The organism is Nostoc sp., assembly GCF_036917235.1.
Classification (GTDB): Bacteria; Cyanobacteriota; Cyanobacteriia; order Cyanobacteriales; family Nostocaceae; genus Nostoc.
Genome location: NZ_JBALDU010000065.1, coordinates 1 through 25,917, shown reverse-complemented (window position 1 = coordinate 25,917; position 25,917 = coordinate 1). Strand labels below are relative to the sequence as shown.

Below are 25,917 nucleotides of genomic sequence, written 5' to 3'. Positions count from 1 at the left end.
TTACAATACTTTTTCCGTCACAATAGTAGATAAAATCCCGATAATTTTACCTATGTCATTAATATAATACTCGCTCAAGTCAATTTCAACTACTTGGCCAATGAGCTTTAAAAATTTCCAGATGGTTCCTGTAGTGACAGTTCCATAAATTGGCTCAATGTTATTACCCTCACGTTCATTAAACAATTTAGCTGCTAACATCTCTGCTACACACTGGCCTAATCCTGCATTAATATTTTCTTTTTTAGCTTCTACAATTGTGACAACTGGTGCGTTAAGAATTAATAATTCTGGTGAGCGACTAATAATAAAATCACAATTTCCATTTAAACCTTGTGCGGAATCAACAGTAAAATCGATACCGGAAAATAAACTTATTTGATTATTTAAATATTTTCTTACAGCAATTAAAATTGGTGCAATAATCATTTCTGATCGAGATTTTTCTGTATTACTAGCAAGAGCTAAAGGTACATTTTCCCGCAATACTTCTGCAAGTAATGGTGGACACTCTACTTCGTGTATAGATGCAAATATATCAGTTTTATCAGAAATTGTTAAGCCAAAAGTTTTTCTAACTCTGTCTAAAGTAAAGTCACTGTATGACACTTTAGTTACTCCTGTAAAAAATCCAGATAATTAAATTGTGCCAATTATTAGCAAGATATGTTACTAATATTTGGCACAATCAGTATCTAAATATTTTGTAACTCTAAGCAAGGAAACCTGCAAAAAAGTCGAGAGTTTCTTTCAGTGCTTTGATGAAAATATCAATTTCCTCGCGGGTATTGTAGAAAGATAGACTTGCTCGTGCGGTTGCAGCAAGACCTAAATAACGGTGTAATGGTTGTGTGCAGTGGTGTCCAGAACGGATGGCAACGCCTTCTTGATCTAATAATGTAGATAAGTCGTTAGCGTGAACTTCTCCGGCTGTGAAGGACGCAAGAGCGGCTCTACCTTCCCCTTTAGCATTTGGTTTGGGGCCGTAAATTCTAATTTGGGGAATTTGCTCTAATTCTTGGAACAAATAAGCTGTTAATTCTGCTTCGTAGGCGTGGATTTTATCCATGCCGATACTAGTAAGATAATCTATTGCAGCACCAAGTGCGATCGCTTCTCCAATTGCAGGTGTACCAGCTTCAAATTTATGCGGTAATTCTGCATAAGTAGAATGGTCTAAATACACCTCTGCAATCATCTCACCACCACCAAAAAATGGCGGCATTGATTCTAACAATTCCAACTTGCCATACAGAAATCCTATCCCAGTTGGCGCACACATTTTATGACCGGATGCTACCAACCAATCACAATCTATCTTCTGCACATCGACAGGGTAATGGGGAACACTCTGGCAAGCATCAACTAAAAATTTAGCACCATATTTGTGTGCGATCGCACCAATTTCTTCCACTGGATTAATGCAACCCAAAGCATTAGAAATATGCACCACCGACACCAACTTTGTTTTTTTGGAAATCAGCTTTTTAAACTGTTCCAAATCAAAGGTTTCCTCTGGTGTTAATTCTACAAATTTCAGTACTGCACCCGTTTTTTGTGCCACCAATTGCCAAGGCACAATATTACTGTGGTGTTCCATCACCGAGAGAATAATTTCATCTCCCGGCTGCAAATTGTTCATTCCCCAACTGTAGGCTACTAGGTTAATCGCCTCACTTGCGTTGCGGGTGTAAACAATTTCCTGACGGGATGCAGCATTAATGAATTTGGCAACTTTATCTCTAGCACCTTCATAAGCATCGGTAGCTTTAGCACTTAGAGAATGGGCACCTCGATGTACGTTAGCATTATATTGCTCGTAATAGTCCCGCAGGGCATTTAATACGAATAAAGGTTTTTGCGATGTCGCAGCATTATCGAGATAAACCAGGGGTTTCCCATTGACTTCCTGATGCAATATCGGGAAGTCAGCGCGAACTTTATCAGCAAGGGTTTTGGTAGGAGTAAAAGTCATTGGTAGATTAGTTATTACTCATTAGTCAGGGACTTGAGATTATTCACTGTGTTTAAAAGGATTTCTCGCAGAGAAGGAACTGGTATTTTGTTGATAACTTCAGCAGCGAAGGCGTTAATTAACAACTTCCGAGCATCATTTTCATCAATTCCCCGACTTTGCAGATAGAATATTTCGTCATCTTCTAATTGGCTAACGGTAGCACCGTGAGCGCATTTGACATTATCGGCAGTAATTTCCAATTGGGGTTTGGTATCAACTCTAGCTTTTGATGATAGTAGCAAATTGCGATTCAACTGGGATGCATTTGTTAACTGCGCTAGTTTGGGTACAAAAACTTTACCATTGAACACCGCATGAGCGCGATCGCCTACAATACATTTATGCAATTGGTCACTTGTACCGTGGGGATAGTTAAGTGCGATCGCACTGTGAGTATCAGACAACTGCTTACCACAAATCACCGTCAACCCATTGAGAGTAGTTTGTGTCTGCTCACCAGTTTGCAAAATTTCTAAATTGTGCCGTGACAACTTCGCACCTAAAGTTATGGCATGACAAGTATATCGACTATCACGAGCCTGTGCGATCGCAGTTTTCCCAATATGAAAAGCCTCTGCACCTTCCCATTCAACCCTAGTGTGACTCACCTCGGCATTGTCACCCACCCAAACTTCCGTAACCGCGTTAGTTAAATAAACTCCTCTCTCTTGTGGGGTAGGCATCTTGCCTGCCACATACTCCTCAACCAACGTCACCTGCGAACCACTTTCCGCCACCACCAAACAACGCGGCTGCGAAATTGTCAGCGTCTCACCTGAAATAAACACCAAATGAATTGGCGTTTCAACTACCACATTCTTCTTCACCCACACCACAGCTGCATCAGTTATCCCAGCCGTATTGAGAGCAGTAAAAACTTCCTGCGCTCCCTCAGCTTGAGCTAAATACTGCCGTACACCCTCCTGCTCAACCGCAGACAAACCAGCCAAATTACTCACCACAATTCCAGATGGCAAATCTGAAACTGCTGATAACTCCGGTGCAAAAACGCCATTCACAAATACCAAACGACTATTAGCCGCTTCTGGCAAAATATCAAATTCTAGAGACGCAAAATTTCCCGCCTCTACATTAAATTGCACCTTTCGCAGAGACGATAAATCAGTAAATCGCCATTCTTCCTCGCGGGTAGTCGGAAGAATCGAGTGACGTACCCAATTTGCAGCACTTTGGCGTAATTCCTGCAACCAACCTTCTGTTTTAGTTGCTATTACTTGATTTAACAACCCAGTCAGATAATCATCTCTATCTAACATCGATGTCAAACTGACTGCGTTTGAATTAGGTATTGCACTAGGAGATACTTGAATATTCATTACACACCCACCTCAGCAGCAAATTCTTCCAGCACCCAGTCATAACCGCGAGACTCTAATTCCAGCGCCAGTTCTTTACCACCACTCGTAATAATCTGCCCTTGTGCCATCACATGGACAAAATCAGGCACAATATAATCGAGTAACCGTTGGTAGTGAGTAATCAAAATTGTGGCATTTTCTGGACTTGCTAATTGATTTACCCCATTCGCCACAATTCGGAGCGCGTCAATATCCAAACCCGAATCAGTTTCATCCAAAATTCCCAACTTTGGTTCCAACAGCGCCATTTGCAGAATTTCATTCCGCTTCTTCTCGCCACCAGAAAACCCTTCATTCAAACTCCGACTGAGAAAACTGGCATTCATCTTCACCACATCCAGCTTTTCTTCAATCAAATCGTCAAAATCAAAAGCGTCTATTTCCTCTAAACCTTGTGCCTTACGGCGAGAATTGTACGCCACCCGTAAGAAATCCAAATTGCTCACACCTGGAATTTCTAACGGATACTGAAACGCCAAAAACACACCACTTCTAGCGCGTTCCTCCGGTTCCAACTCCAGCAAATTTTGTCCCTGGAAAATCACCTCACCGCCAGTCACCTCATACGCCGGATGCCCAGCCAACACCTTAGAAAAGGTACTCTTACCAGAACCATTCGGCCCCATAATCGCATGAATTTCACCCGATCGCACCTCCAGATTCACACCCTTAAGAATCGGTGTCCCATCAACATTAGCCGTCAGATCCCGTACCGACAGCACAATTTCACTATTTTCAATAATCATTTTCTCTCCCTTCTCTCTTCGCGCCCTTTGCGCCCTTTGCGGTTCGTTACTCTTCCTAAAGATAAACACAGAACGCCGATGTCCCTGTGTTTATCCTTGCTTCCATTTATCCAACACTGCCTTCCAACTTCAAACTCAACAACTTATCAGCTTCCACAGCAAACTCCATCGGTAGCTGATTGAAAACATCCTTACAGAAGCCGCTAATCATCATCGAAATAGCATCTTCTGAAGAAATACCCCGTTGAGCAAAGTAAAATAACTGATCTTCCCCAATCTTAGAAGTAGAAGCTTCATGCTCCACCTTCGCACCGTTATTTTGCACCTGAATATAAGGGAAAGTATTCGCATGGGCATTATCCCCAATCAGCATTGAGTCACACTGAGAATAATTTCTCGCCCCCTTAGCTGTCGGATTAACTTTCACCAAACCCCGGTAACTATTACTAGAATTACCTGCGGAGATTCCTTTAGAAATAATTGTACTGCGGGTATTCTTCCCAACGTGAATCATCTTACTACCCGTATCAGCTTGCTGCTGATGATTTGTCAGCGCCACCGAGTAAAACTCACCCACAGAATTATCACCCACTAACACACAGCTAGGATATTTCCAAGTAATTGCCGAACCTGTTTCTACTTGAGTCCAGGAAATCTTGGAATTTACACCCTGACACAAACCGCGCTTGGTGACAAAGTTGTAAATACCGCCTTTCCCATTGGCATCGCCAGCGTACCAGTTTTGCACAGTGGAGTATTTAATTTCGGCATTATCGAGGGCGACGAGTTCCACCACTGCGGCGTGCAATTGGTTGCTGTCATACATCGGTGCGGTGCAACCTTCGAGGTAAGAAACATAACTACCTTCTTCGGCGACAATCAAAGTCCGCTCAAATTGTCCCGTATCACCAGAGTTGATGCGGAAGTAGGTAGATAGTTCCATTGGGCATTTCACGCCTTTAGGAATATAGACAAAGGAACCATCGCTAAATACGGCGGCATTCAAGGCGGCAAAATAGTTGTCAGCAATAGGAACAACGCTACCCAAATATTTTTTAATCAATTCCGGGTGTTCTTGCAACGCTTCCGAAAAGGAGCAGAAAATAACACCATCTTCCGCTAACTTTTCTTTAAATGTAGTAGCCACAGAGACGCTATCGAAAATCGCATCAACGGCGACGTTTGCCAACCGCTTCTGTTCAGATAGGGAAATGCCTAACTTTTCAAAGGTTTCTAAAAGGGTTGGATCGACTTCATCCAGGCTGTTGAGCTTTTCTTTCTTACGTTTCGGCGCTGAGTAGTAAATGATATCCTGATAATTGATTGGCGGATACTTGACATTCGGCCAAGTTGGTTCCGTCATTTTTTGCCACTGGCGATAAGCTCTGAGGCGAAAGTCCAGCATGAACTGCGGCTCGTTCTTCTTCGAGGAGATCAAGCGGATAACGTCCTCGTCTAGTCCACGCGGTATGGTGTCGGACTCAATGTCTGTGACAAAGCCGTACTTGTAGGGTTGGTTGACTAAGGTTTTGACAGTGGCACTCATCAGTAATAATCTCTCGTGTTCTGAACTCTTTTAGGATGGGAGACGGGGTTTCTTTAGCCGATTCCCATCTACCGTTACGGAATGGTTACACGGCTGCTAGAATAGTGGTGGAGAGTAAAACAACAGCTATGTTGTTTAATCTATCTTCATTTTACGCTAAATTAACAACAACAATGTTGTCAAAGTCAAACAATTTTGGATTTTAGATTTGCAATTTTGGATTGAAAGAGAGCACAAAGGTGCTTGGCTCAATGATTTTAGATTGACGATAGCGTAGCGGGGGATATACCAGAAAACTTTTTTAATCCAAAATCCAAAATCCAAAATCCAAAATCGGTACGGTCAAATTTTCAAAGAAATTAATTTTTGGGACGTTCGCTGAACGTCTCGCACCACATGAAGATGGCGACTACCCACCAGTCCTCAACCAAGCAAGATATCCTAGAATATCTGCACAAACACGAAAAAGCAACGGCTTTGGAGCTAGCTGAAGTTTTAGACGTTACCCCCCAAGCGATTCGTCGCCATCTCAAAGATTTGGAGACGGAGGAGCTAGTTTTGTATTCGACATCAGTGCAAGCGGTGGGGATGGGGCGTCCGCAGCACCTTTATCAACTGAGTCGTCAAGGACGCGATCGCTTGCATCGAACAATGAGCGATCGCTTTGGTGATGCAAGCGGAAATTTTGCGGTTTCGCTGCTAGACACCTTAGCCGAAACGGTAGGACACGACCAATTTAAATCGATTTTAGAGAAACAGTGGCAGCGCAAAGCTAAAGAATACCGCGATCGCGTCGGTAACGGTTCACTGCGAGAACGGGTAGCCAACTTAGTAGAGTTAAGAAAAGCGGAAGGCTTCATGGCCGAGTATCACCCCGTTGATGTCAATGACAGCTTTGAGTGCGATCGCTTTATCTTAATGGAGCATAACTGTGCCATTTCTAACGTTGCCGAATCTTTTCCGAGTATCTGTGGTCACGAATTAGAAATGTTTGCTGCCGTCTTACCAGATTGTACCGTAGAACGCACCCACTGGATTATTGATGGCGAACACCGTTGTGGCTATTTAGTACAAATTCGTCATTAGTCATTTGTCATTTGTCCTTTTTTTAATGCCCAATACCCAGCTAACTTTTAGATAGCATTTCATTTTTTCATTATTTATGGATGTACCACCACAGCAACCATCAGCACAATTTTTAACCCTGGAAGAGTCAGCAAAAGTAGATGCGGCGTTGTTGTCTTCTCCAGAAAAGTTTTTAACAAGATTGACAATTTCATCACTGAAGCTTTTGAAGCATATTGCCCAAGAATACGGTGTTGCTATTGAAGATTTGACAACACAGCAAGTAATTTCCTGGTTTGAAAAAGATGGCAAAATTCGTCGTGAGCAGGGAATTGAAGGTTCATATCTGAAATGGTGAACTGTGGTAGTAAAGTTTGCATTTCATGTTCAGTTAAGAAAATTGTAGAAAATTGTAGGTTGGGTAGAACGAAGTAAAACCCAACAAAGTCAAGGAAGTGTTGGGTTTCGTTCCTCAAACGCCACTTGCTTCAAGTCGGGAAACCCGCCCAACGCAGTGGCTCCCCAACCTACGTATAAGTTGAGTTTTAGGCTTAACAACTGTATTGTGCTATAAACAAAAAGCACCTTTAAAAAGGTGCTTTTATTTATAAATAAATAACATTTGATTTTTCAAACAATTATTTAAGCATTGTAATTGTTAGTCCGAGGACTACGAGCGCCAGTTACGGCTCCAATCATTGAGGCTATTAAACCCAACAAAGAACCAAACACAAACCACCACAATCCCGAACGTATATTAGCTGCCGTTTCACGAGCTTGTTGGGCACTTATGTTTGCTTGTGGTACATTAACACCACCTTGCTGTTGTACCTGGTTTATGACTTCTCCTGCGTTAGAAGCAGCAACACCAAAAGCACCAGATACTCCACTTGCTAAAAGCCATGAGCTAACTGCCAAAGTCGTTGCCCAAAGAATTGCGCCGTTAAGAAGAGCTGTATTGCGGTTCATCGGTCCACAAGCACGGGCTGTAACCCAACCACCAGTAAATAGGGAAATTAGTAAAGCGATAGTTGACCAAAGCCCCGCATTACCCGCAGCGTTAGGAGCAATTGTTCTAGGTGCACCTGAACCCGCAACTGTGCCTGCCGCAACCGCAGCAATGATAGAACTCAAAATTAATTGTGTAGCCAAAGAAACCAACAAACCAGCAATAATTGGCCCCCAGCGAACACGATCGTGATATTCAGCTACTCGACCTGCTACCGCAGTATCAGTAGATATAACGTCATTGCCTGTCCGATTTACGTATGACATCGCTTATGTTCTCCAGTGCTGTTTCAGCAAACTTCCTGCTCAGGTATATTCATCTTTATGCTTCAAATTAAATAACTAAATGTTCTGTTTTAATCTCTATCGATAGAAAGATTTAATAGGTCTATCTTTAGCGAGAAAAAACAAACTTTCTTTAACAACTTTTAATATAACTTAGTGTTTATTTATGTATTTTCCTAAAATTTCCATCTAAAAACTTTTAACTTAAAATATAACTATTATCTAGCTATCAGAAACCAGCTTTAACGATGTATGCCATTAGACTTAATCTAATTAAAGCTTTGTAATGAATGTCAAAAGTAAAAATCATCAAACACTAACGCATCCTCACAGCAGTACCTGTGGCAGTAATCAGCAAAAGCACTCCTGACTGGTCAAGATTGATTGTGCCAGTATCAATTTCAATCCCAATTACAGCATTTGCTCCTAAACGTTGTGCGCGTTGTTCTAATTCTTCTAGTGCCTTGCGTTGACCCTGCTCAAATAGACGCTCATAGCTAGCAGTGCGTCCACCGATAATATCTCGAATCCCAGCCAAAAAATCTCGCAAGAAATTGCTGCCGTAGACTACTTCTGCTGTCACAATGCCTAAATATGACTCAATCACGGCTCCTTGAATGACATCAGTGGTAGTTATAATCATAAATTAACCTCCTATATGGGATATATCTTGATATTTATTATTAAAGTATTTGGATAAATATTTTAATAATTATAACTATTATTACAGAATACAGGTTTGATAAACATCCTCTCACACAATTTTAGATTGCGCTTTGGGGTTTAGTGTTGTCCTAAACAGATTAATCCAACATTTGACAGTTTAAATTTATCTTATCTTTGAATGACCAAAAAGAATGTAAATGCGTAGATGATAACTTCTCAAATGGTAGTATCAATGATTAACAATGTCAGAAAAATTGGATACAGAATCAGCAAACTCTGAAATGAAATAAAAATAGGAATAAATGTCAAAGCCTATAAGCTTAGTGCATCAGAATCTAAGATTAAGTCAAATGCCTGTTGAGTTTTTCTGGATAACACGTATAACTACTGATTAAAAAATGTTCGTTTTGCTATAGTACTGGTTTATATGTAGGGTACTTTTACCTGCTGCTCGATCGCTTACACTTCATCCTTCAGTAAAAACTCTGTTATGTAGTGCTAAATGTAAAGAAAAGAAGAATGAACTATTAACATCTGAATCAATACGAAGAAATACAGTTTTCAAAAGTCCATATTTTTGTTTTAATGTACAAGAAAAAAGTCCTCTAAAATTTCAGGAAATTTACTGTGTACAAACCAACATCATTCATGTTTAGTGTGGTGTTACTAGGATGTTTTACTTTCACCATACCTTCAGTAGCCCAAGCTCAGGTATTAGTGGCGCAGGCCAAAAACCCAGAGTTAAAGCAATTACTGGAGGAAGGACGGAGGTTAGTGAATGCCGGGGATTATGGTGGTGCGATCGCTGTTTATCAGCAAGCAGCTAGTTTAGATCCGAAGAATGCTAAAATCCATTCAGGTATTGGGTATTTATACGCCCAACAGGGAAATTACCAGGCAGCATTAACAGCTTATCGTCGAGCGATCGGTATCAGCCCAAACAATAGTGATTTTTACTACGCTGTGGGTTACATCAAAGCCAATTTGGGCGACACGCGTGGGGCAAAAGAAGGTTATCGTCGTGCAATACAGCTTAACCGTAACAACGTCAACGCCTATTTAGGATTGGCTGTGACGCAATCGCGTATGGGAGACTATAATGCTGCTACCTGGGCATACCAACAAGCAATCGACTTGGATAAAAACAACGCCCAGACTTATGAGTTGATGGGTTCGATGTATAAACAGCGACGACAAGCCAAACAAGCAAACAGCTTGCTTCAGAAAGCCCGTGACTTGTACAAACGGCGCAATGACTCAGATGGCGTAGAAAGGGTAGAAGCCATGCTGCGGCAGTTAGGAGGATGAGGTTAATCTAACTGGCGTCCCGTTAATTCCACAAAAATATCTTCCAGATTAGAGGGACGCACCATCATGCCGGTTTTATCGGGCTGTTCATTCAAGTAGATATTTGCTGCTTCCAAGGATGGGAAAAACAGATATTCCCAATTACGAGAGCCATCACTTCCCACATTAGATACACCTAATTGTTTCATCACCAAACCTTCACCGTGAGCAGAACGCAGCTGTTGTAAAGTTCCCAAAGAAATCAGCTTGCCGCTATCCATAATACCGATGCGTCCTGGCTTGGTAGAACCAAAGGCATCGCACAAAAATTCGACCTCATCCATATAGTGGGTCGTCAGTAGCATCGTCATCCCTTGTTTATTTAAATCCCGAATAATTTCCCAGAGGCGTCGCCTGGTTTGGGGGTCTAGTCCTACGGTTGGTTCATCTAAAAACAAAATTTGCGGTTGATGCAATAAGGCTCTCGCAATTTGCAACCGTCGTTTCATACCCCCAGACAGGGTTTTTACTAAATCATCACGTTTTTCTGCTAGCTCAACATACTCTAGCCATTGATTAATCAATTTTTGTCGCTGCGGGTTACTAATGTGATGTAGCCTCCCGTGCAGTTCCATATTTTCCCAGACGGTTAAATCGTTATCCACACTGACTTGTTGCAAGACAACGCCAATACTCTGTTTTGCCAACGTTGCTTGCCTTGTCACATCATATCCACCTACTTCTATGCGTCCTTGGGAGGGTTTGGTGAGTGTTGTCAGCATCCGAATTGTGGTTGATTTCCCCGCACCGTTCGGGCCAAGTAGAGCAAATATCTCCCCCGCTTCAATTTGGAATGACAGGTCATTGACTACAGGTACATTGTTGTAAAACTTGTAGACATTTTCTAGAAAGACAGCAGCAGTCACGTCGCTTCGCTCCGAATTCAAAATTCAAAATTTAAAATTAACAAACTCATAAATAAATTTAGTTGCTCTGTATCATTTTCTGTTCGGTCATGGATAAATTTGCTCACACCAGTTCATAATCAAGACTACCATTCTGATTACATCAAACTAAATATATTTTATTAACCCTTAGATAACTCAATCTTTACTTGTTGACATAACAACGTGTGGTAAACACTTATCCTGTAATACTTTAGTTTAAGGTTGCTGTTATTTAGTATGGAATCTCATCACCCATTGAAGCTAAATCGGCGTCAGTTTTTGCTACGTTCAGCTATCACAGTCGGTGGAATTATTTCGACAAATTTTGTCGCTAAATCACCAGTTTTTGGCGAAGCACCTGCAATTATCACCTCTGAGAAAATGCGTCCTGGCATACCTTATGGTGTAGCTAGCGGAGATATATCTAACGATAGTATCGTGATTTGGAGTCGGAGCGATCGCCCCGCCAAAATGATCGTAGAATATTCTACTAGCGAATCTTTTCGCAACGTGCAGCGCGTTGTGGGTCCCAATGCTTTAAAAAATAGCGACTTTACAGCACGACTTTATCTGAAGAATCTGCCACCAGACCAAAAATTATTTTATCGGGTGATTTTCCAAGATTTAGATTATCAACGCACCTACAGCGCTCCTTTTTATGGTACTTTCCGAACTCCCCCCAAATCTGGACGAGATATATTCTTTGTTTGGGGTGGCGACACTGCCGGTCAAGGATGGGGGATTAATCCTGATTTCGGTGGAATGAAAATTTACGAAACTATGCGCCAACTTCATCCCGATTTTTTCATCCATTCTGGCGATAATATTTATGCTGATGGCCCGATTCAATCAGAAGTAACTTTAGACGACGGCACTATTTGGAAAAACATCACCACACCAGAAAAATCAAAAGTAGCAGAAACTCTCACAGAATATCGTGGTAACTATATCTACAATTTGCTAGATAAAAATATCAAGCGTTTCAATGCTGAAGTTCCCATATTGGCACAGTGGGACGACCACGAAACAAGAAACAATTGGTATCCTGGGCAAATTATCCTCAACGATGACCGTTATACAGTTAAGGATGTTAACTTGCTAGCTCAAAGGGCAAGACAAGCATTTTTAGAATATCTGCCTATTGGATATGAAAGCAATAATCCAGAGAAAGCGAAAATTTATCGCTCTTTCAACTATGGCCCATTATTAGACATTTTCATGTTAGATGAGCGCACCTACCGGGGGCCAAATTCCCCCAATAATCAGCCAGTACCAAGTAAAGAAACAGACTTTTTGAGCAAAAAACAAGTGCAATGGTTGAAAAGGCAATTACTGTCATCAAAAGCAACATGGAAAGTGATTGGTAGTGATATGCCTTTGGGGCTGATAGTTCGAGACGGTAGCACTAATTTTGAAGCTTGGGCGAATGGAGATGGCCCAGCTTTAGGAAGAGAATTAGAACTTGCCGATTTACTACGATTTATCAAAAACAAGAATATCCAGAATGTTGTTTGGTTAACTGCTGATGTACATTATGCAGCAGCTCACTATTACGACCCCGCTAAAGCACAGTTTACTGACTTTAAGCCTTTTTGGGAGTTCGTTGCCGGGCCGCTTAACTCTGGTACATTTGGGCCAAACGAATTGGAAAATACCTTTGGGCCACAATTGATATTTCAAAGCCTTCCTCCAGGTACAAAAGCAAATCGACCGCCAAGTGAAGGTTTGCAATTCTTTGGAGGAGTTAAAATTGATGAAAATACAAAGGTGATGACGGTAACATTGCGTAATTTGGCTGGGAAGACTGTTTACAGTGTAGATTTACCGCCAGAAAGATAAATCGCCAAAAATATAGTGAAATTTAGCCAGTGAGATAGAGTAATGACGCAATTTTTTACTTTGTCTGCTGGTTTTTCTATTTTTTGGGTGGGATTTGAAGGATAAAAAAATTGTGCGATGCCTGCGGCGGGCTTTACCAACGTTACTGTTAGGAGCTAAATTTAAGTAGGTAGAGTTTTGGAGTTGATCGTGCTTAAGCAACTCATTCTTGAAAATTGGAAAAGTTTCCGTTATGCCGAGCTTCCACTTGACCCGTTGACTGTTCTGATTGGGACAAATGCAAGTGGTAAGTCTAATGTAGTTGAAGCTTTGGAATTTTTACAAAGAATTGCTAGAGGTGAGAATATTGAAGCAGCTTTAGCAGGAGATAAAACACTTTCATCTATTCGCGGTGGTGTAGAATGGGCTGCAAGAAATGGTGAAAATGAGTTTACATTAAAGATACTAGTTGCAGATAATGATGGTAAAGTAGATTATCTTTACAGAATCACATTAAAAGCAAGACCAACTCTTAATAATTTAACAGAGAGAATAACTATTTTTCAAGACGATAATGAATATTTTCCCATAGAGTTTGGATTATCAGGTGATAAATTTTCTGCAAGAAGTTTCTTGCTTAATCGTAGTGATTTCTATGGACTACCATTACATTTTATTGAATCTAATTTTCTTTCGGAACCATCAAAAAAAGAATTATATCAGTCAAGTTATTTCAAAAAGAATAGCGTTAAGATAATTAACAATATAATTTTACCAACAATTGAAAACATTTTAGTTCTCAATCCAGTTCCTTATAAAATGCGGGATTATTCACGTCTCTCTGATAATTTAGAAAGCGATGGTTCTAATATTGCTGGTGTACTAGCAGCATTGGATGGTGAGCAGAAAGCCAAAGTTGAGTCAACTCTATCAGCCTACATCAAAGATTTACCAGAAGGTGATATTAAAAGAGTATTTGCAGAGCCAGTTGGTAGACTTAAAACTGATGCAATGCTCTACTGTGAAGAAGAATGGAAACCTGGAGAGATGACACTAATAGATGCTAAAACTATGTCAGATGGAACTCTCCGTTTTATAGCAATTATTACAGCTTTACTTACTCGGCCAGAAGGTAGTCAAATAGTAATTGAAGAAATAGATAATGGGCTTCATCCCTCGCGTGCAGGATTACTAGTCAAAATACTGCGAGAAATTGGCAGTAAAAGAAAAATTGATATTTTACTTACTACCCATAACCCAGCTTTACTTGATGCTTTAGGCCCAGAGATAGTTCCTTTTGTGGTTGTCGCACACCGTGATTCTGAAACTGGAGAAAGCAAGCTTACACTTTTAGAAGATATTGATAATTTTTCTAAGTTATTTGCATCATATTCTTTGGGTGATATGACAACTAAGGGTGCAATTGAAAGAAGCCTTTCTCATAATGAATAGTTACTAATATGAGAAAGGTGCTACTCATCGATACATCGCTTTTATGCATTTGGTTACAAGTTCCAGGTAGAGAAACTGCTGGTAATAATGAATGGGATTTTGAGCGTGTAAATCAAAAAATTCAGGCAGAAATCGACAAATCAACAACGCTGGTACTTCCTTTAGCTGCTGTTATAGAAACAGGTAATCACATTGCACAGGCTAAAACAGCAAATTCAGAAAGTAAACGTATAGCATCTCATAAATTTGCTGAAATCATAACTTATGCAGCTGATGAAACCACACCTTGGGCTAAGTTCCGTGAGCAAATTGTCCTCTGGGAAGAAGAAGGATTAAAAGAATTAGCAGCTAAATTCCCGAATCAAGCTGTAGAAAAGACTTATATGGGTGATGCTAGCATTGTCATCTTGGGTTGGCACTATCACCAAAAGGGTTTCCATGTAGAATTTTTAACTGATGATGACAAGTTAAAATCTCAAGAACCACCGCCACCACAGCCACCTACACGGCGAAGCAGTCGAACAAAAAGGTAAAATATCTTTGAGCGATTAGTATTTACCCAAAATAGATATTTTTTAACTAACTTTTCAGGAATTAAGTTCGATAGGAATTGTAATAATAAACTCGGTTCCTTCTTTTACAGTAGATATACATTGCAGTTGACCACAATGTTTTTCCACAACAATTTGATAGCTGATAGATAGCCCTAACCCAGTGCCTTTACCAACGGGTTTTGTGGTGAAGAAGGGGTCAAATAATCGCTTTTGTATATCCTTGGGAATTCCAGTACCATTATCGGCAATGCGAATAACTACTTGCCGATTGTCTGTCACTTCAGTACGAATACGAATTACAGGTGATTTTTGAGTTGAATAAACTGATTCAAAATTCTCGAAGATAGCATCGATCGCATTTGTGATAATATTCATAAATACTTGATTTATTAACCCGGCATAGCATTCTACTAAAGGGAGATTTCCATATTCTTTATCAATAGTAATTACCTGACATATTTGCTGATTTATAAGACGGCTTTGTAATATTATTAGAGTACTATCAATCCCTTCATGAATATCAACTATTTTTTTATCAGATTCATCCAGGCGAGAGAAGTTGCGTAAAGAAAGAACTATCTCTTGGATACGTTCAGTACCAAACTTCATAGAATCAAGAAGCTTGAGGTAATCAACAGTTAAAAATTCTAGTTCCATTTCTGCGATCGCAGCTTTAATTTCTGCCACTGGTGCAGGATAATGGTGTTGGTATAAGCTAATTAATTTTAGTAAATCTTGAGTGTAGTTAATTGCATAAACAAGGTTGCCAGCAATAAAGTTGACAGGGTTATTGATTTCGTGTGCAATACCAGCAACGAGTTGTCCTAAAGCCGCCATCTTTTCATTCTGAATTAATCGCGCATAGTTATTCTTAAGGGTACGAAAACCTAATTTGGTGATTCTAGATTGTTCTTGTGCTTGCTCTAGTTGGGCTAATGTTAAAATATGAATTTGAGAGTGGGCTAAAAGTAACTGATGGAAATCTAGTAGCTTATAGTTACCTAACTGAGTTTCTATTAAAATCGGCTCATATACAAATTTAGGTTCTCGCTGCAAAGCTAGCTTATTTGCTTCTACAATGAGCGTCTCTTCAGAAATTATACACACATCTGGCTGAAGAAAATTAATCAGATTTATCGCAGGTCGTTTAGAAAATAGTGAAAAACTATAGGGACGGCTCATGTGTTCAAAAAATCTTTGTCGAGAAATCATCCCCAGATAGTCATGATTTTTCACCAGGATAATTCCTGGTAGTAAAGGTTCTTGCTTAAAGAGTGTATTCAAATCATTTGTTGGACTATCTGCTTCGACGTAAACAGACCAAAGTGGTAATTCTTGTAAAGTAGACTCTAATCGCAAGTTCAGATTATTAGCATTTGTCATGCTATATATAGCCAACATACTTTAAATCCTTAACCTTGAGTTAACATTTCTGATAACACCCCGAACCAGCATTGCGATAATTGCAAAGTTAATCAAACTTATATTTCCCTGATTACTGCTGAAAATCACAGTTATGCTGCAAAACTGCTGATGTTAGTGCATCCGATTATTTTCTATACTAGACAATTGATACTAATTAGAATTCCGTGTTACCTATTCGCTAACCTTGTGATGTTAGAATTCTTGTTTATTTAAAATATTTAAAATTATTTTGGGATACGCTCTTACAAATGGTTAATAAAGAACTTCAACCACAGTTAGAAGCAACACTAAAACTGCATCAATGGCAGTCAACGACATTCCTCCTGAAGTGAAGAGAAAGTAATTAAAAAAAGTTTTGGAAATTTTATTATGTCTCAGACTGCTGCTCACGGTTGCAGGCTACTGTTTAAAGAAGCAAAGTATTTTCTTGTATAATCAACGACTAATGACTCCCTCATTAGGGGGAGTCATTTGATATCAGTTAGCTAGCTAAAATGAAATTGGTACATTTTTAAATGCGGCTGTATCTGGCACAAAAATGTCCAAATTATTGATACCATCGGGAACTCTTAGCCAGATATAAGCATCTGCGGAGGCTTGTGGACGTACCTGGAACAAAGAAACGGTTCCTGTTGAGCGATTAAGAGCAACTCCTTTGTAGGTTACGCTAGTGTCAGGATTGCGGGCTGTTGTACTAGCAACCGATATAATATCGCCACCAACAACTCCGTCTGTGGCAAGGCGACGAATGCGCATTTGCAGATTTACCACATCACGGTTTCCGGTTTCTGGATCTTTAATTCGTTTTGCTGAAAGCAACTCAACTTCTGCTTTTTTGCCAAAAGCAGGCTGCACAAATTGACCAGGGCTAATTGCTGAAGTTGTAGCACTAGCTGGGGATGGTGATATTGTTGCTTGTGGAGAAATTGTAGCTGTAGGACTTGGGACTTGAGTAGGAATGGTGTTACTAGCTGTACTAGTAGCATTTAGTGTCTGCCGCAACGTAAAAACTTCATAAGCTACATAGCCGCTACATCCCAAAGCCAAAGTAGAGAGTAATACAGCTACACCAGATAAAAATGTACTCACACCATTGCCTCGATTTCGTATTTCTGTATGTGCAGATTGACTTGGGTTTCTATTTTGTAGTCCCATAAATTATGTTTGTGCGTAGGCGCAGCCCGTCGTAGACATCGCCCATGTATGAAAAATGTGAACATCTTCCTTATACTAATTAAGTAACTTTACTGAGCCAAGTCTTCTCTCTCCGGAAAGAAATTGTTCGCAAGGTAAAAATATCTGTCTTTGGGATAAGGAAAATTGGTGAGACTTAAGACTTTAAATCAACCACTGAGTATTTTGTTAATATTTTTGACTAGCCAAATAGGATTTAGTTCTAGGGTTGCAAAAGCACAAACCCCAGTTGCACCAACAATTACCACAAAATCAATTTGCTCTAGCCAACTGGGAACAGCTATAGATGCTGTAATCAATCGTCCCTTATTTAGTCGGGGGCGCTGGGGAATTTTGATACAACCTCTGTCAACGGGGCCAACTCTTTACAGTCGAGATGCTCAAAAATATTTTACTCCTGCGTCTAACCTCAAATTGCTGACAACAGCAGCAGCGTTGCAAGAATTGGGTGCTAATTTTCGGATTCGCACCTCTATTTATCAGAATGGCAATGGTATTTTACGTGTTGTCGGCAGGGGAGATCCTAGCTTAAGTGATACTGAACTGCAAAAATTGGCACAGCAGTTAAAACAGAAAAGGATTACCCAAATTCAGCAGTTGAGTGCTGATGATAGTTATATTCAAGGTGATATTGTTAACCCCACCTGGCAATGGGAAGATGTGCAGTCAAGTGATGGCGTACCAGTCAGCAGCTTTATTCTGAATAAAAATATTTTTAGCTTTAAACTTGTACCACAGGCTGTAGGTAAATCTTTGCAAGTGCTGTGGATTGATCCTGGTGAAGCAAAACAGTGGCGGATAATTAATCAGTCAATAACCGTCGCTCAAAATCAACCGAGCTACGTCAATGTCACCCGCGAATTATCAGGAACAGTATTACGAATTCAAGGACAACTGGCAACTAATTCTGAAGAATCTTTAATAGATTTGCCTGTAGTTGACCCTAATTATTACTTCTTACGACGTTTCCGTACTGCCTTAGCAACAGAAAAAATTAACTTGGGACAAACATTAGTAGTAAATGGTGGTGTGAATCAACAAGAAATAGCATTTGTAGAATCGCCACCTTTAGCTGAATTATTAGCAGAAACTAATTTAAATAGTAATAATCTTTATGCTGAAGCATTGCTGAGAGCATTAGCTGTGAAAAAGACCAGACTGAAAAATCAGACTAGTGCTGATGTCGGTTTAGAAGTTGTCAAAGCAAGTTTAACTAAATTGGGAGTCGATCCAGCTAATTACATTTTGGTCGATGGTTCAGGTTTATCACGTCGTGACTTAGTGACACCAGAAGCTTTTGTCCAAACTCTGCGGGGAATGGCAAAAACCCCAACAGCATATATATATCGCGCATCTTTACCCGTGGCTGGTAAAAGTGGAACTCTGAAAGGCCGCTTTCAAGATACACCTGCTGAGGGCATTGTGCAAGCAAAAACAGGTACGTTAACGGGTGTAGTTTCTTTATCTGGATATATGAATGCGCCGAAATATGAGCCGCTAGTTTTTAGTATTATCGTCAATCAGTCGGATCAGTCTGCAACAGTAATACGGCAGGCAATTGATGAAGTTGTTGTGTTGTTAACACAGTTGCAGCATTGTTAATATTTACCTGGGCGACTAGAAGTCGCGGCTATACAGACAAAACCTGCCTAGCCTGCGGCAACGCCAAGGGCGAACGCAGGTTAGCAAACCTTTGATTTTGCGCCCATTTAAAACTTTTCACTCCTAATTTTTTTCATGCCATCCAAAATCTTACCACCGCCCTTAAAACCTGGAGACTTACTACGAGTAATTGCCCCTAGTGGTGCTTTGCGAGAATTTGAGGAATTTAAACAGAGTCTAGAAATTTGGCGATCGCGTGGTTATCAATTACAAGTCAGTCCTCAGATAGATGACAAATGGGGTTATCTAGCTGGGACAGACGAAAACCGCCGTCAGCAGCTAGCAGCAGCATGGCAAGATCCTGATTGTCGTGGTATTCTCTGTGCCAGAGGTGGTTTCGGCAGTACCCGCATCTTAGAAAATTGGAATTGGCCAAACTCAGGGCTTCCTAAGTGGCTCATAGGCTTTTCTGATATCACAGCTTTATTATGGAGCCTTTATACAGCAGGAATTTCCGGCGTTCACGGACCTGTAATGACAACTTTGGCAGATGAGTCAGATTGGTCAATTAAGCGATTATTTGATTGGGTAGAAGGTAGTTCTTTCACGCCTCTCAAAGGTTGCGGTTGGGGTGGTGGTGTGGTTACTGGCGCTTTATTACCAGGTAATCTCACGGTGGCTACTCACCTTTTGGGTACGCCAATCTTGCCACATCTGGATGGTGTGATTCTGGCCTTCGAGGATGTTACCGAAGCACCTTATCGCATCGATAGGATGCTGACCCAGTGGCGTTTGAGTGGCGCTTTGTCACAAGTCTGCGGTATTGCTTTAGGCGGTTTTACTCGCTGCGAAGCGCCGCCAACTATATCTAGTTTTAGTGTAAAAGAAGTATTGCGCGATCGCTTGAGTGATTTGGGTATTCCGATTGTCTCCGATTTGCCTTTTGGGCATGATAGTCCCAATGCAGCCTTACCAGTGGGTGTAGAGGTAACTTTAGATGGGGATGCGGGAATATTAGCGATCGCGCATCCCCATCTAAGTTAAAATCAGATCCGCTTCTGGTTAAACAGTCATAATCCACTCACAGAATAATGTTCTAAATGCTTTGGTAAATTCCAATTAATTTTCGGATCTGGCTGATGTTTTACTGGTTCAACATTTCCTCGCCAAGCAGCACCCATAATTTGCATCGTTTGGTAAATGATTGTATTCCAACCTTTTTCCTTTAAGTAGTCTAAACCTTGTGCTACATCAGGGGAAGTTAAATCATGAAACAAAATTAAAGCATCGTCCTCTGCCAATGGTTCACAAACAATCGTATCATTGAGCGGAGCAGGTGCTTCATGATCGCCATCAATGAAAATCAATGACCATTTGTGTTGTAATTCTTTAGCTAACTCTTCTACTCTTTGTGGGCTATAACCAGCTACTAAATTAACTGAGTCAATAACATTAGCAAGTCGTAGGGAATTACTTACACTTTCATAAACATCTTCTCTGGCTAAAAAAGGATCGATTACATCTAATTCCACTCCACCCAATGCCAGATGACAGGCAGACCAACCCCGCAAACAACCAATTTCTAAAACTTTTTTTCCGGGAAATCTGAGTGCCGTATTATATAAAATATGTGCTTCATCTCTATTGAGGAACCCTATAAATGGCTCATCTATATCCACATACCATTTATGGGGAATATCTCGACGTAAATAAGACCAATAACAGTTATTGATGTCTCCAATAATCATATTGGGGAAAGCTGAATCAGGATGAACTATCTCAAATTCAGGTGAAATATAGTCCCAACTAGACAAAGAGATATTTGGAACAACTTCATTAGTTTTTGCCATTATTATTTTTTCTCCCAAGATTAATTATGTACTAGTTTTGTTAGCTTTACCAATTAAATTACGGAAATTAGTATTAACAGTAACATACTATGGTTCAATAGTTAATACTAAGACCAACTTGACTATCCAAGTAAAGGTAATCGCCTCTAGTGTGGTACTGCGGCAATTAGAGCAGAGCATCGATTCAGGAATCACAAACCTAATCCTCCAGACTCCTTACTTACCAGAGAATTAGAGCAACACTTGCCTCTTGCAATCTGGGAAGGGTTGGAAAAGCGGATCTTCCAGGAACGCTAAATTGTTATTTTCAGCCAAGCTTAAAATAAATGCGATGCCATTATAAATAAAATCGAAAATAGTTTATAATATCCAAGTCATCCTCCTGATTATAAAAATTTGAGTTATTAACTATATGCCAAAACAATATGTACCTAATGCCTTTTTAAAAGTTGAAGATTCACAGTTATATACAATTTTTGCTTGGAGTCAGCGAACCGCAGAAATTATTCCATCAAAATCATGGTTGACAATACTGGAAATATTTATTCACGAACATTCATTAGAGACAGCTTACCAAATATTTCAAAAAATTAAATTAGAACCTATAGCAGAGAAAGTTATTCAGGAGATCAAAAAATATGAGCAGCTTCTTCAAAACGCCCTAGTTTTTTTAGCAGATGGTAGCCTGACAATTTTTGGTAAAGGCTTTCGGAGTTTCATCGAAAAGGAAATGCAATATGAACTTGGTTCATTAAGTAGAGAAACTTACCAAGTATTGCCACAATTATTTTCCCAATATCAATTAGAAGATGACCTGGAATCTATTAAAAATATAGAAGAATTTCGTAAATTAGTAGAACATCTAGAAAGTCTTGGTTTACTATCACCTGCTACAGGTTCGATAGATTGGGGTGATTTGAAAAAAACAGTTCCCATTTGCCAAGCATTTGGATTGACAAGAGGTACACCCGTCGATAGATACTACCTCAGCAAATTTCTGAAAGAAATTCAAACCCAAATTGGTGGCAATATCTTAGAAATAGGAGGAACACCAAAAGATAAAGATTTTTATCAAATTAATCCAGGCGCATCATATCAGATTCTCAACTTAGAAGCAGGCCCAGGAGTAGATATAGTTGGGGATGCTCACGATGTATCCGTTATTAAACCAGAATCTTTTGATTCAGCGATCATTTTTAACGTCTTAGAACATTGTTACGCCCCCTGGATAGTGGTGGAAAATATCCACACTTGGCTAAAACCTGGTGGAAAATGTTTTGCAATGGTACCAAGTGCGATTAGAGTTCATGCTACTCCCGTTGACTATTGGCGACCTTTACCTGATGCTTTCGCCTGGATGTTTAGAAACTTCTCACAGCAGAAGCTGTATGTCTATGGCAACCCTACCAGTGTCATAGCTAGTTATCATGGAATAGCCGTAGAAGAACTAACATCTGAAGAACTAGACGCTTACCATCCAGATTATCCCGTCGCAACTTGTATTTTGGCTGAAAAGTAAATCTAAAAGTGTGAGGAGAAATTAAATTATTTATGAAAATTGCTCTTGTAGCTTGGGGTTATATTCCTGAACCCCCCTTATCACATTCTGTTTTAACTGTGATAAATGAATACAAAAATTTTTTAGAAACAATTGGACATCAAGCCGATATCTTAAACAAGAAAGATGTTAACGAAGTCATAGAATATATTAATAATAATAATTATGATTTTGTGCATTTACACGCCTATAGTTTTGTCAGCGAATTTAATCGAAACCTTAAACAGAAGTATTGTTTTACCTGTCATGATGGTTATTTGTTTAAAACAGATAAATGGAATGAAGAATTTAGAGAAGCATATCAACATTATTTTAATACACCTGGGATAGTTGCTCTTTCTCATTTGACAAAAGATTTTTTACTGAATGCAGGGTATTCTGGATACATAGCAGTGCAAGTAAATGGTATTGATACTCAGAAAGTAAATTTCCAACCTAAAGGGAATAATAAAGCTATTTGTTTAGGTTGGATTCAGCCAAGAAAACAGCAGAAATTACTGGCAAAAATTATAGATGGAAAGATTGCAATAGATTTTGTTGGCCCTCTAGATGACCCTGATTTTGTTGAAGGAACAACCACAAAACATTTAGGCGTATGGAGTTTAGAGCAAGTTTATTCTCGGCTCACAGATTATAGCTGTTTAGTTTTAATTAGTGAAGGAGAAGTTGCACCACTCGTAGTATTAGAAGCAATGGCAGCAGGTTTATGTATAGTTGTTTCTAAATCTGCTAGCGCTAATTTGCATCACCAAGAATTCATTAGAATTTTGCCAGATAATATTTTAACTGACACCACACCAGAAGCTCACAAAATTGTTACTGATACAATTAGCGAGATGATTGAGAAAAACCAATATTATCGGCCACAAATTTTAGAATATGTTCGAGAAAACTTTGATTATAGCCGGATAATTTATCATTATAATGATATTATGCACGAGTTTATAAATTTACACAGCTAAGGAGTAATTTTTCAGACTGTTAATAACTTAGTTCTGTTCAACACAGCTTAATACTTTACTCCTGAGTAATTAAAAATACCTCTTTTGTTACTGGGATTCTTATGCGAACAATTACGATGATGATTTAAAAATGGAAACTGTAGTTTTTGATTTCAATCATGAAGTGTCAATTATCCTTTGTACCTATAATCGGGCAAAATATCTAAACAATTGCATTGATAGTGTTATTGCTCAAAGTTTTAAAGATTGGGAACTGATTATAGTTGATGATGGCAGCCAAGATAATACTTTTGAAATTGTCAATTCTTATATTCAAAAATTTCAAAATATCCGGTATTTGAAACATCAAAACAGGAAGCTATGGTATGCTAAAAATGTTGGAATACAGGCATCTTTCGGCAAATATATAACATTTTTAGATAGCGATGATGCGTACAAAGTAAATCATCTCGATGCGCGAATTGAATATATGAGAGCTAATCCAGAAATTGATTTGATTGAAGGTGGATTCGCTACAGAAGAAGAGGTTTGGGTTGCAGATTATTTTCAACCAGGTCAAAAAATTAATTTACGAGAATGTGTTTTAGGCCCAACATTTTTTGGAAAGAGACAGGTATTTTTTGAGGTGAAAGGATTTAATAATATTGCATACGGAGAGGATACAGACTTTTGGTATCGGGCGGCAAAAATATTCAGAACTGAAAAAGTAACTGAACCCCAAACTTATATTTACACAAGAGCAGAAACTAGTATTACCAAAAGTGTTTTGGAAAATATTTCTTAATCTGATTAACTACTTAGTATGAAGATTATCCTTTTTCTATCCCAAATAAGCCATTATTCTCGCCGAGTCATCGCTTCTATTTGGCAGATGTTACTTCTAGGGATTTTTCTAAGTTCGTTCCTAATATTTTTATCTGGTTGTCAGGGACTAGTACAGAAGGATGATGGAGTAATTCATTTAACCCTATGGCAAGCAATCAATCCCCCTGCTAATCGGGATGTGTTTGAAAAATTGGTAGACAAATTTAATCAGACTCATACTGATGTGCAGGTAGAATCTGTCTTTTTAGCTCAACCCCACTTGCCAAAAATATTAACAGCTGTTGTGGGTAATGTGCCTCCAGATATCTTGGCATTCTATCCGCAAATTACAGGTCAATTAGCAGATTTAAGGGCAATTATACCTTTAGAAGATTGGTTGAAAAATTTGCCCCTAAAGTCAGAAATCACCCCTAACCTACTTGAAGAATTGCAATTAGATGGTCATCTTTGGTCAGCGCCATTATATACAAGTAACATCGGTATTTTTTACAGACCTAAGCTTTTTGAAGCTGCGGGAATTACACAAACGCCCAAGACTTGGGAAGAATTGAGGGATGTTGCCAAAAAATTAACCATAGACCGCAATGGCGACAATCGACCAGAACAGTACGGAATTCTACTGCCTTTAGGGAAGGGAGAATGGACTGTTTTTAGCTGGTTTCCTTTTTTATTGAGCGCTGGCGGAGAAGTACTGACAAATAACCGACCGAATTTAACGAATGGTGGAGCGCTGAAAGCTTTACAATTCTGGCAGCAGCTGTTGAAAGATGGTTCAGCAATGCTTTCTTCTCCAGAACGGGGTTATGAAGAGGATGCCTTTATAGCGGGTCGCGTTGCTATGCAAATTACGGGTCCTTGGACTTATATTACGAAATCTAACGTTGATTACGACGCATTTCCCATACCTACAAATGTTGGTCAAGCTACGGTGACAGGTGGCGGAAATCTGTATGTGATGAAGACTACACCAGCCAGAGAGCAAGCTGCACTCAAGTTTTTAGAATATGTTTTGAGTGAAGAATTCCAAAAAGAATGGAGTATCGGTACCGGTTTTTTACCAGTTAATCTTAAAGCTGCACAAAGTGAAGCTTATCAGCAATTCCTCAACCAAAAATCTTGGTTAAAAGTGTTTATGGAACAAATTCCTCTGGCTGGCGCTCGACCGATTATTGCCGGATATAGCCGTCTTTCTGACAGTCTTGGTCGAGCTATCGAGGCTACATTGCTGGATGAATCTCCCGACAAAGCTCTCAAAATAGCACAAGAGCGTTTAGAAACTATTTGGGATAATAATTAACTGGGACTGGTTAACTCGTAGTATCCTTTGAGGTGCAGTGGCTTGAGTATATAATTAACTATTAGCATTGGTAAGAATTCCTACAAGCACTCGCACTAATTCTTCCAAACCTTCTGGAACGCGATAAAGTTTGATATCTTGCATGACCCGTTTATCTTGCCGATAAAATATTCCAAATCGCCAATCTTCTCCATTTGTTACAGCACCATATAAAGTTGGTGTTTGCGAATCTGTCCATTGGTCGAGTGCTATTAATTCAATTGCAAGTTGAGTAAAGCCCCGGCTTAAATCGGATTGCTTGGCTTAAACTACTAACAGTGAATTGGAAGATGAAATATAATACAGCATTTACGGCTCTTATGAGGTACAGTAGCAGCAACTAGTAAACCAGTTTCTTAAATGTTGAGGATTTATTAAATTGAGTGCAACTGAGA

Annotated in this window: 23 protein-coding genes; 12 read left to right on the top strand and 11 right to left on the bottom strand. The window is 39.6% G+C overall.

Going from position 1 to position 25,917, the window contains the following annotated elements; all coding sequences use genetic code 11:
- The 5 genes from V7K44_RS18890 to sufB all read right to left on the bottom strand — a co-directional run bounded on the left by V7K44_RS18890 (position 1) and on the right by sufB (position 5,688).
- Entirely contained in the window at positions 1 to 609 is a 609-nt protein-coding gene (locus tag V7K44_RS18890) for a hypothetical protein (protein ID WP_334933447.1), read from the bottom strand.
- Positions 610 to 712: 103 nt separating this feature from the next.
- On the bottom strand, positions 713 to 1,975 hold the full coding sequence (locus tag V7K44_RS18885; RefSeq protein ID WP_334933446.1) for a cysteine desulfurase: 1,263 nt from the start codon (positions 1,973 to 1,975) through the stop codon (positions 713 to 715).
- 14 nt (positions 1,976 to 1,989) lie between these two features.
- The gene (sufD, locus tag V7K44_RS18880; RefSeq protein WP_334933445.1) at positions 1,990 to 3,354 is read right to left on the bottom strand and encodes a Fe-S cluster assembly protein SufD; all 1,365 of its coding nucleotides are present in this window, start codon (positions 3,352 to 3,354) and stop codon (positions 1,990 to 1,992) included.
- Positions 3,354 to 4,142, bottom strand: coding sequence for a Fe-S cluster assembly ATPase SufC (gene sufC, locus V7K44_RS18875; RefSeq protein WP_334933444.1), 789 nt, complete (start codon positions 4,140 to 4,142; stop codon positions 3,354 to 3,356). The genes sufD and sufC overlap by 1 nt, the downstream gene beginning before the upstream one ends.
- A gap of 106 nt (positions 4,143 to 4,248) precedes the next feature.
- On the bottom strand, positions 4,249 to 5,688 hold the full coding sequence (sufB, locus tag V7K44_RS18870) for a Fe-S cluster assembly protein SufB (protein ID WP_193945658.1): 1,440 nt from the start codon (positions 5,686 to 5,688) through the stop codon (positions 4,249 to 4,251).
- A gap of 402 nt (positions 5,689 to 6,090) precedes the next feature.
- On the opposite strand from sufB, the gene sufR reads away from it, so the two are divergent.
- Both sufR and V7K44_RS18860 read left to right on the top strand, forming a co-directional pair.
- A complete protein-coding gene (gene sufR, locus V7K44_RS18865; RefSeq protein WP_334933516.1) occupies positions 6,091 to 6,774 on the top strand; it encodes an iron-sulfur cluster biosynthesis transcriptional regulator SufR in 684 nt (227 codons plus the stop codon).
- A 76-nt stretch (positions 6,775 to 6,850) separates the two neighbouring features.
- The gene (locus V7K44_RS18860) at positions 6,851 to 7,111 is read left to right on the top strand and encodes a hypothetical protein (protein ID WP_334933443.1); all 261 of its coding nucleotides are present in this window, start codon (positions 6,851 to 6,853) and stop codon (positions 7,109 to 7,111) included.
- Positions 7,112 to 7,395: 284 nt separating this feature from the next.
- Here the strand turns inward: V7K44_RS18860 and V7K44_RS18855 are convergent, their stop codons facing one another.
- Together V7K44_RS18855 and V7K44_RS18850 are read right to left on the bottom strand one after the other, a co-directional pair.
- The gene (locus tag V7K44_RS18855) at positions 7,396 to 8,028 is read right to left on the bottom strand and encodes a hypothetical protein (protein ID WP_334933442.1); all 633 of its coding nucleotides are present in this window, start codon (positions 8,026 to 8,028) and stop codon (positions 7,396 to 7,398) included.
- A 334-nt stretch (positions 8,029 to 8,362) separates the two neighbouring features.
- Positions 8,363 to 8,689, bottom strand: coding sequence for a YbjQ family protein (locus V7K44_RS18850; protein ID WP_094327544.1), 327 nt, complete (start codon positions 8,687 to 8,689; stop codon positions 8,363 to 8,365).
- Between the two features lie 650 nt (positions 8,690 to 9,339).
- Between V7K44_RS18850 and V7K44_RS18845 the strand changes: the two genes are divergently transcribed.
- Positions 9,340 to 10,020, top strand: coding sequence for a tetratricopeptide repeat protein (locus V7K44_RS18845; protein ID WP_334933441.1), 681 nt, complete (start codon positions 9,340 to 9,342; stop codon positions 10,018 to 10,020).
- Positions 10,021 to 10,022: 2 nt separating this feature from the next.
- Here V7K44_RS18845 and V7K44_RS18840 read toward each other — a convergent pair whose 3' ends face one another.
- Positions 10,023 to 10,925 carry an ABC transporter ATP-binding protein gene (locus V7K44_RS18840; protein ID WP_334933440.1) on the bottom strand — a complete coding sequence of 301 codons (903 nt, stop codon included), beginning with the start codon at positions 10,923 to 10,925 and terminating at the stop codon, positions 10,023 to 10,025.
- A 258-nt stretch (positions 10,926 to 11,183) separates the two neighbouring features.
- Between V7K44_RS18840 and V7K44_RS18835 the strand changes: the two genes are divergently transcribed.
- The 3 genes from V7K44_RS18835 to V7K44_RS18825 all read left to right on the top strand — a co-directional run bounded on the left by V7K44_RS18835 (position 11,184) and on the right by V7K44_RS18825 (position 14,749).
- The gene (locus V7K44_RS18835) at positions 11,184 to 12,785 is read left to right on the top strand and encodes an alkaline phosphatase D family protein (protein ID WP_334933439.1); all 1,602 of its coding nucleotides are present in this window, start codon (positions 11,184 to 11,186) and stop codon (positions 12,783 to 12,785) included.
- A 189-nt stretch (positions 12,786 to 12,974) separates the two neighbouring features.
- Positions 12,975 to 14,216 carry an AAA family ATPase gene (locus tag V7K44_RS18830; RefSeq protein WP_334933438.1) on the top strand — a complete coding sequence of 414 codons (1,242 nt, stop codon included), beginning with the start codon at positions 12,975 to 12,977 and terminating at the stop codon, positions 14,214 to 14,216.
- 8 nt (positions 14,217 to 14,224) lie between these two features.
- Positions 14,225 to 14,749: a hypothetical protein gene (locus V7K44_RS18825; protein WP_334933437.1), complete on the top strand. Its 525-nt coding sequence runs from the start codon at positions 14,225 to 14,227 to the stop codon at positions 14,747 to 14,749.
- 54 nt (positions 14,750 to 14,803) lie between these two features.
- Here V7K44_RS18825 and V7K44_RS18820 read toward each other — a convergent pair whose 3' ends face one another.
- Together V7K44_RS18820 and V7K44_RS18815 are read right to left on the bottom strand one after the other, a co-directional pair.
- Complete coding sequence (locus V7K44_RS18820; RefSeq protein ID WP_334933436.1) at positions 14,804 to 16,171, bottom strand: ATP-binding protein; 1,368 nt, start codon at positions 16,169 to 16,171, stop codon at positions 14,804 to 14,806.
- 513 nt (positions 16,172 to 16,684) lie between these two features.
- On the bottom strand, positions 16,685 to 17,284 hold the full coding sequence (locus tag V7K44_RS18815; protein WP_334933515.1) for a hypothetical protein: 600 nt from the start codon (positions 17,282 to 17,284) through the stop codon (positions 16,685 to 16,687).
- 282 nt (positions 17,285 to 17,566) lie between these two features.
- Between V7K44_RS18815 and dacB the strand changes: the two genes are divergently transcribed.
- The gene (dacB, locus tag V7K44_RS18810; protein ID WP_334933435.1) at positions 17,567 to 18,991 is read left to right on the top strand and encodes a D-alanyl-D-alanine carboxypeptidase/D-alanyl-D-alanine endopeptidase; all 1,425 of its coding nucleotides are present in this window, start codon (positions 17,567 to 17,569) and stop codon (positions 18,989 to 18,991) included.
- Between the two features lie 135 nt (positions 18,992 to 19,126).
- Complete coding sequence (locus V7K44_RS18805; RefSeq protein WP_334933434.1) at positions 19,127 to 20,035, top strand: S66 peptidase family protein; 909 nt, start codon at positions 19,127 to 19,129, stop codon at positions 20,033 to 20,035.
- A gap of 26 nt (positions 20,036 to 20,061) precedes the next feature.
- Here V7K44_RS18805 and V7K44_RS18800 read toward each other — a convergent pair whose 3' ends face one another.
- Complete coding sequence (locus V7K44_RS18800) at positions 20,062 to 20,841, bottom strand: class I SAM-dependent methyltransferase (RefSeq protein ID WP_334933433.1); 780 nt, start codon at positions 20,839 to 20,841, stop codon at positions 20,062 to 20,064.
- Positions 20,842 to 21,253: 412 nt separating this feature from the next.
- Here V7K44_RS18800 and V7K44_RS18795 point away from each other — a divergent pair, with 412 nt between their 5' ends.
- From V7K44_RS18795 to V7K44_RS18780, 4 genes are all read left to right on the top strand, one after another.
- Complete coding sequence (locus V7K44_RS18795) at positions 21,254 to 22,360, top strand: class I SAM-dependent methyltransferase (protein WP_334933432.1); 1,107 nt, start codon at positions 21,254 to 21,256, stop codon at positions 22,358 to 22,360.
- Between the two features lie 32 nt (positions 22,361 to 22,392).
- A complete protein-coding gene (locus tag V7K44_RS18790; RefSeq protein WP_334933431.1) occupies positions 22,393 to 23,361 on the top strand; it encodes a glycosyltransferase in 969 nt (322 codons plus the stop codon).
- A gap of 130 nt (positions 23,362 to 23,491) precedes the next feature.
- Positions 23,492 to 24,145, top strand: coding sequence for a glycosyltransferase family 2 protein (locus V7K44_RS18785; RefSeq protein ID WP_334933430.1), 654 nt, complete (start codon positions 23,492 to 23,494; stop codon positions 24,143 to 24,145).
- Between the two features lie 18 nt (positions 24,146 to 24,163).
- The gene (locus V7K44_RS18780) at positions 24,164 to 25,483 is read left to right on the top strand and encodes an ABC transporter substrate-binding protein (protein ID WP_334933429.1); all 1,320 of its coding nucleotides are present in this window, start codon (positions 24,164 to 24,166) and stop codon (positions 25,481 to 25,483) included.
- Positions 25,484 to 25,917: the final 434 nt, after the last annotated feature.

Bases quoted from the DNA above. Each gene is read 5' to 3' on its own strand.
- V7K44_RS18885 (WP_334933446.1), bottom strand. From the start codon at position 1,975: ATGACTTTTACTCCTACCAAAACCCTTGCTGATAAAGTTCGCGCTGAC.
- sufD (WP_334933445.1), bottom strand. From the start codon at position 3,354: ATGAATATTCAAGTATCTCCTAGTGCAATACCTAATTCAAACGCAGTC.
- sufC (WP_334933444.1), bottom strand. From the start codon at position 4,142: ATGATTATTGAAAATAGTGAAATTGTGCTGTCGGTACGGGATCTGACG.
- sufB (WP_193945658.1), bottom strand. From the start codon at position 5,688: ATGAGTGCCACTGTCAAAACCTTAGTCAACCAACCCTACAAGTACGGC.
- sufR (WP_334933516.1), top strand. From the start codon at position 6,091: ATGGCGACTACCCACCAGTCCTCAACCAAGCAAGATATCCTAGAATAT.
- V7K44_RS18860 (WP_334933443.1), top strand. From the start codon at position 6,851: ATGGATGTACCACCACAGCAACCATCAGCACAATTTTTAACCCTGGAA.
- V7K44_RS18855 (WP_334933442.1), bottom strand. From the start codon at position 8,028: ATGTCATACGTAAATCGGACAGGCAATGACGTTATATCTACTGATACT.
- V7K44_RS18850 (WP_094327544.1), bottom strand. From the start codon at position 8,689: ATGATTATAACTACCACTGATGTCATTCAAGGAGCCGTGATTGAGTCA.
- V7K44_RS18835 (WP_334933439.1), top strand. From the start codon at position 11,184: ATGGAATCTCATCACCCATTGAAGCTAAATCGGCGTCAGTTTTTGCTA.
- V7K44_RS18825 (WP_334933437.1), top strand. From the start codon at position 14,225: ATGAGAAAGGTGCTACTCATCGATACATCGCTTTTATGCATTTGGTTA.
- V7K44_RS18820 (WP_334933436.1), bottom strand. From the start codon at position 16,171: ATGTTGGCTATATATAGCATGACAAATGCTAATAATCTGAACTTGCGA.
- V7K44_RS18805 (WP_334933434.1), top strand. From the start codon at position 19,127: ATGCCATCCAAAATCTTACCACCGCCCTTAAAACCTGGAGACTTACTA.
- V7K44_RS18800 (WP_334933433.1), bottom strand. From the start codon at position 20,841: ATGGCAAAAACTAATGAAGTTGTTCCAAATATCTCTTTGTCTAGTTGG.
- V7K44_RS18795 (WP_334933432.1), top strand. From the start codon at position 21,254: ATGCCAAAACAATATGTACCTAATGCCTTTTTAAAAGTTGAAGATTCA.
- V7K44_RS18790 (WP_334933431.1), top strand. From the start codon at position 22,393: ATGAAAATTGCTCTTGTAGCTTGGGGTTATATTCCTGAACCCCCCTTA.
- V7K44_RS18785 (WP_334933430.1), top strand. From the start codon at position 23,492: ATGGAAACTGTAGTTTTTGATTTCAATCATGAAGTGTCAATTATCCTT.
- V7K44_RS18780 (WP_334933429.1), top strand. From the start codon at position 24,164: ATGAAGATTATCCTTTTTCTATCCCAAATAAGCCATTATTCTCGCCGA.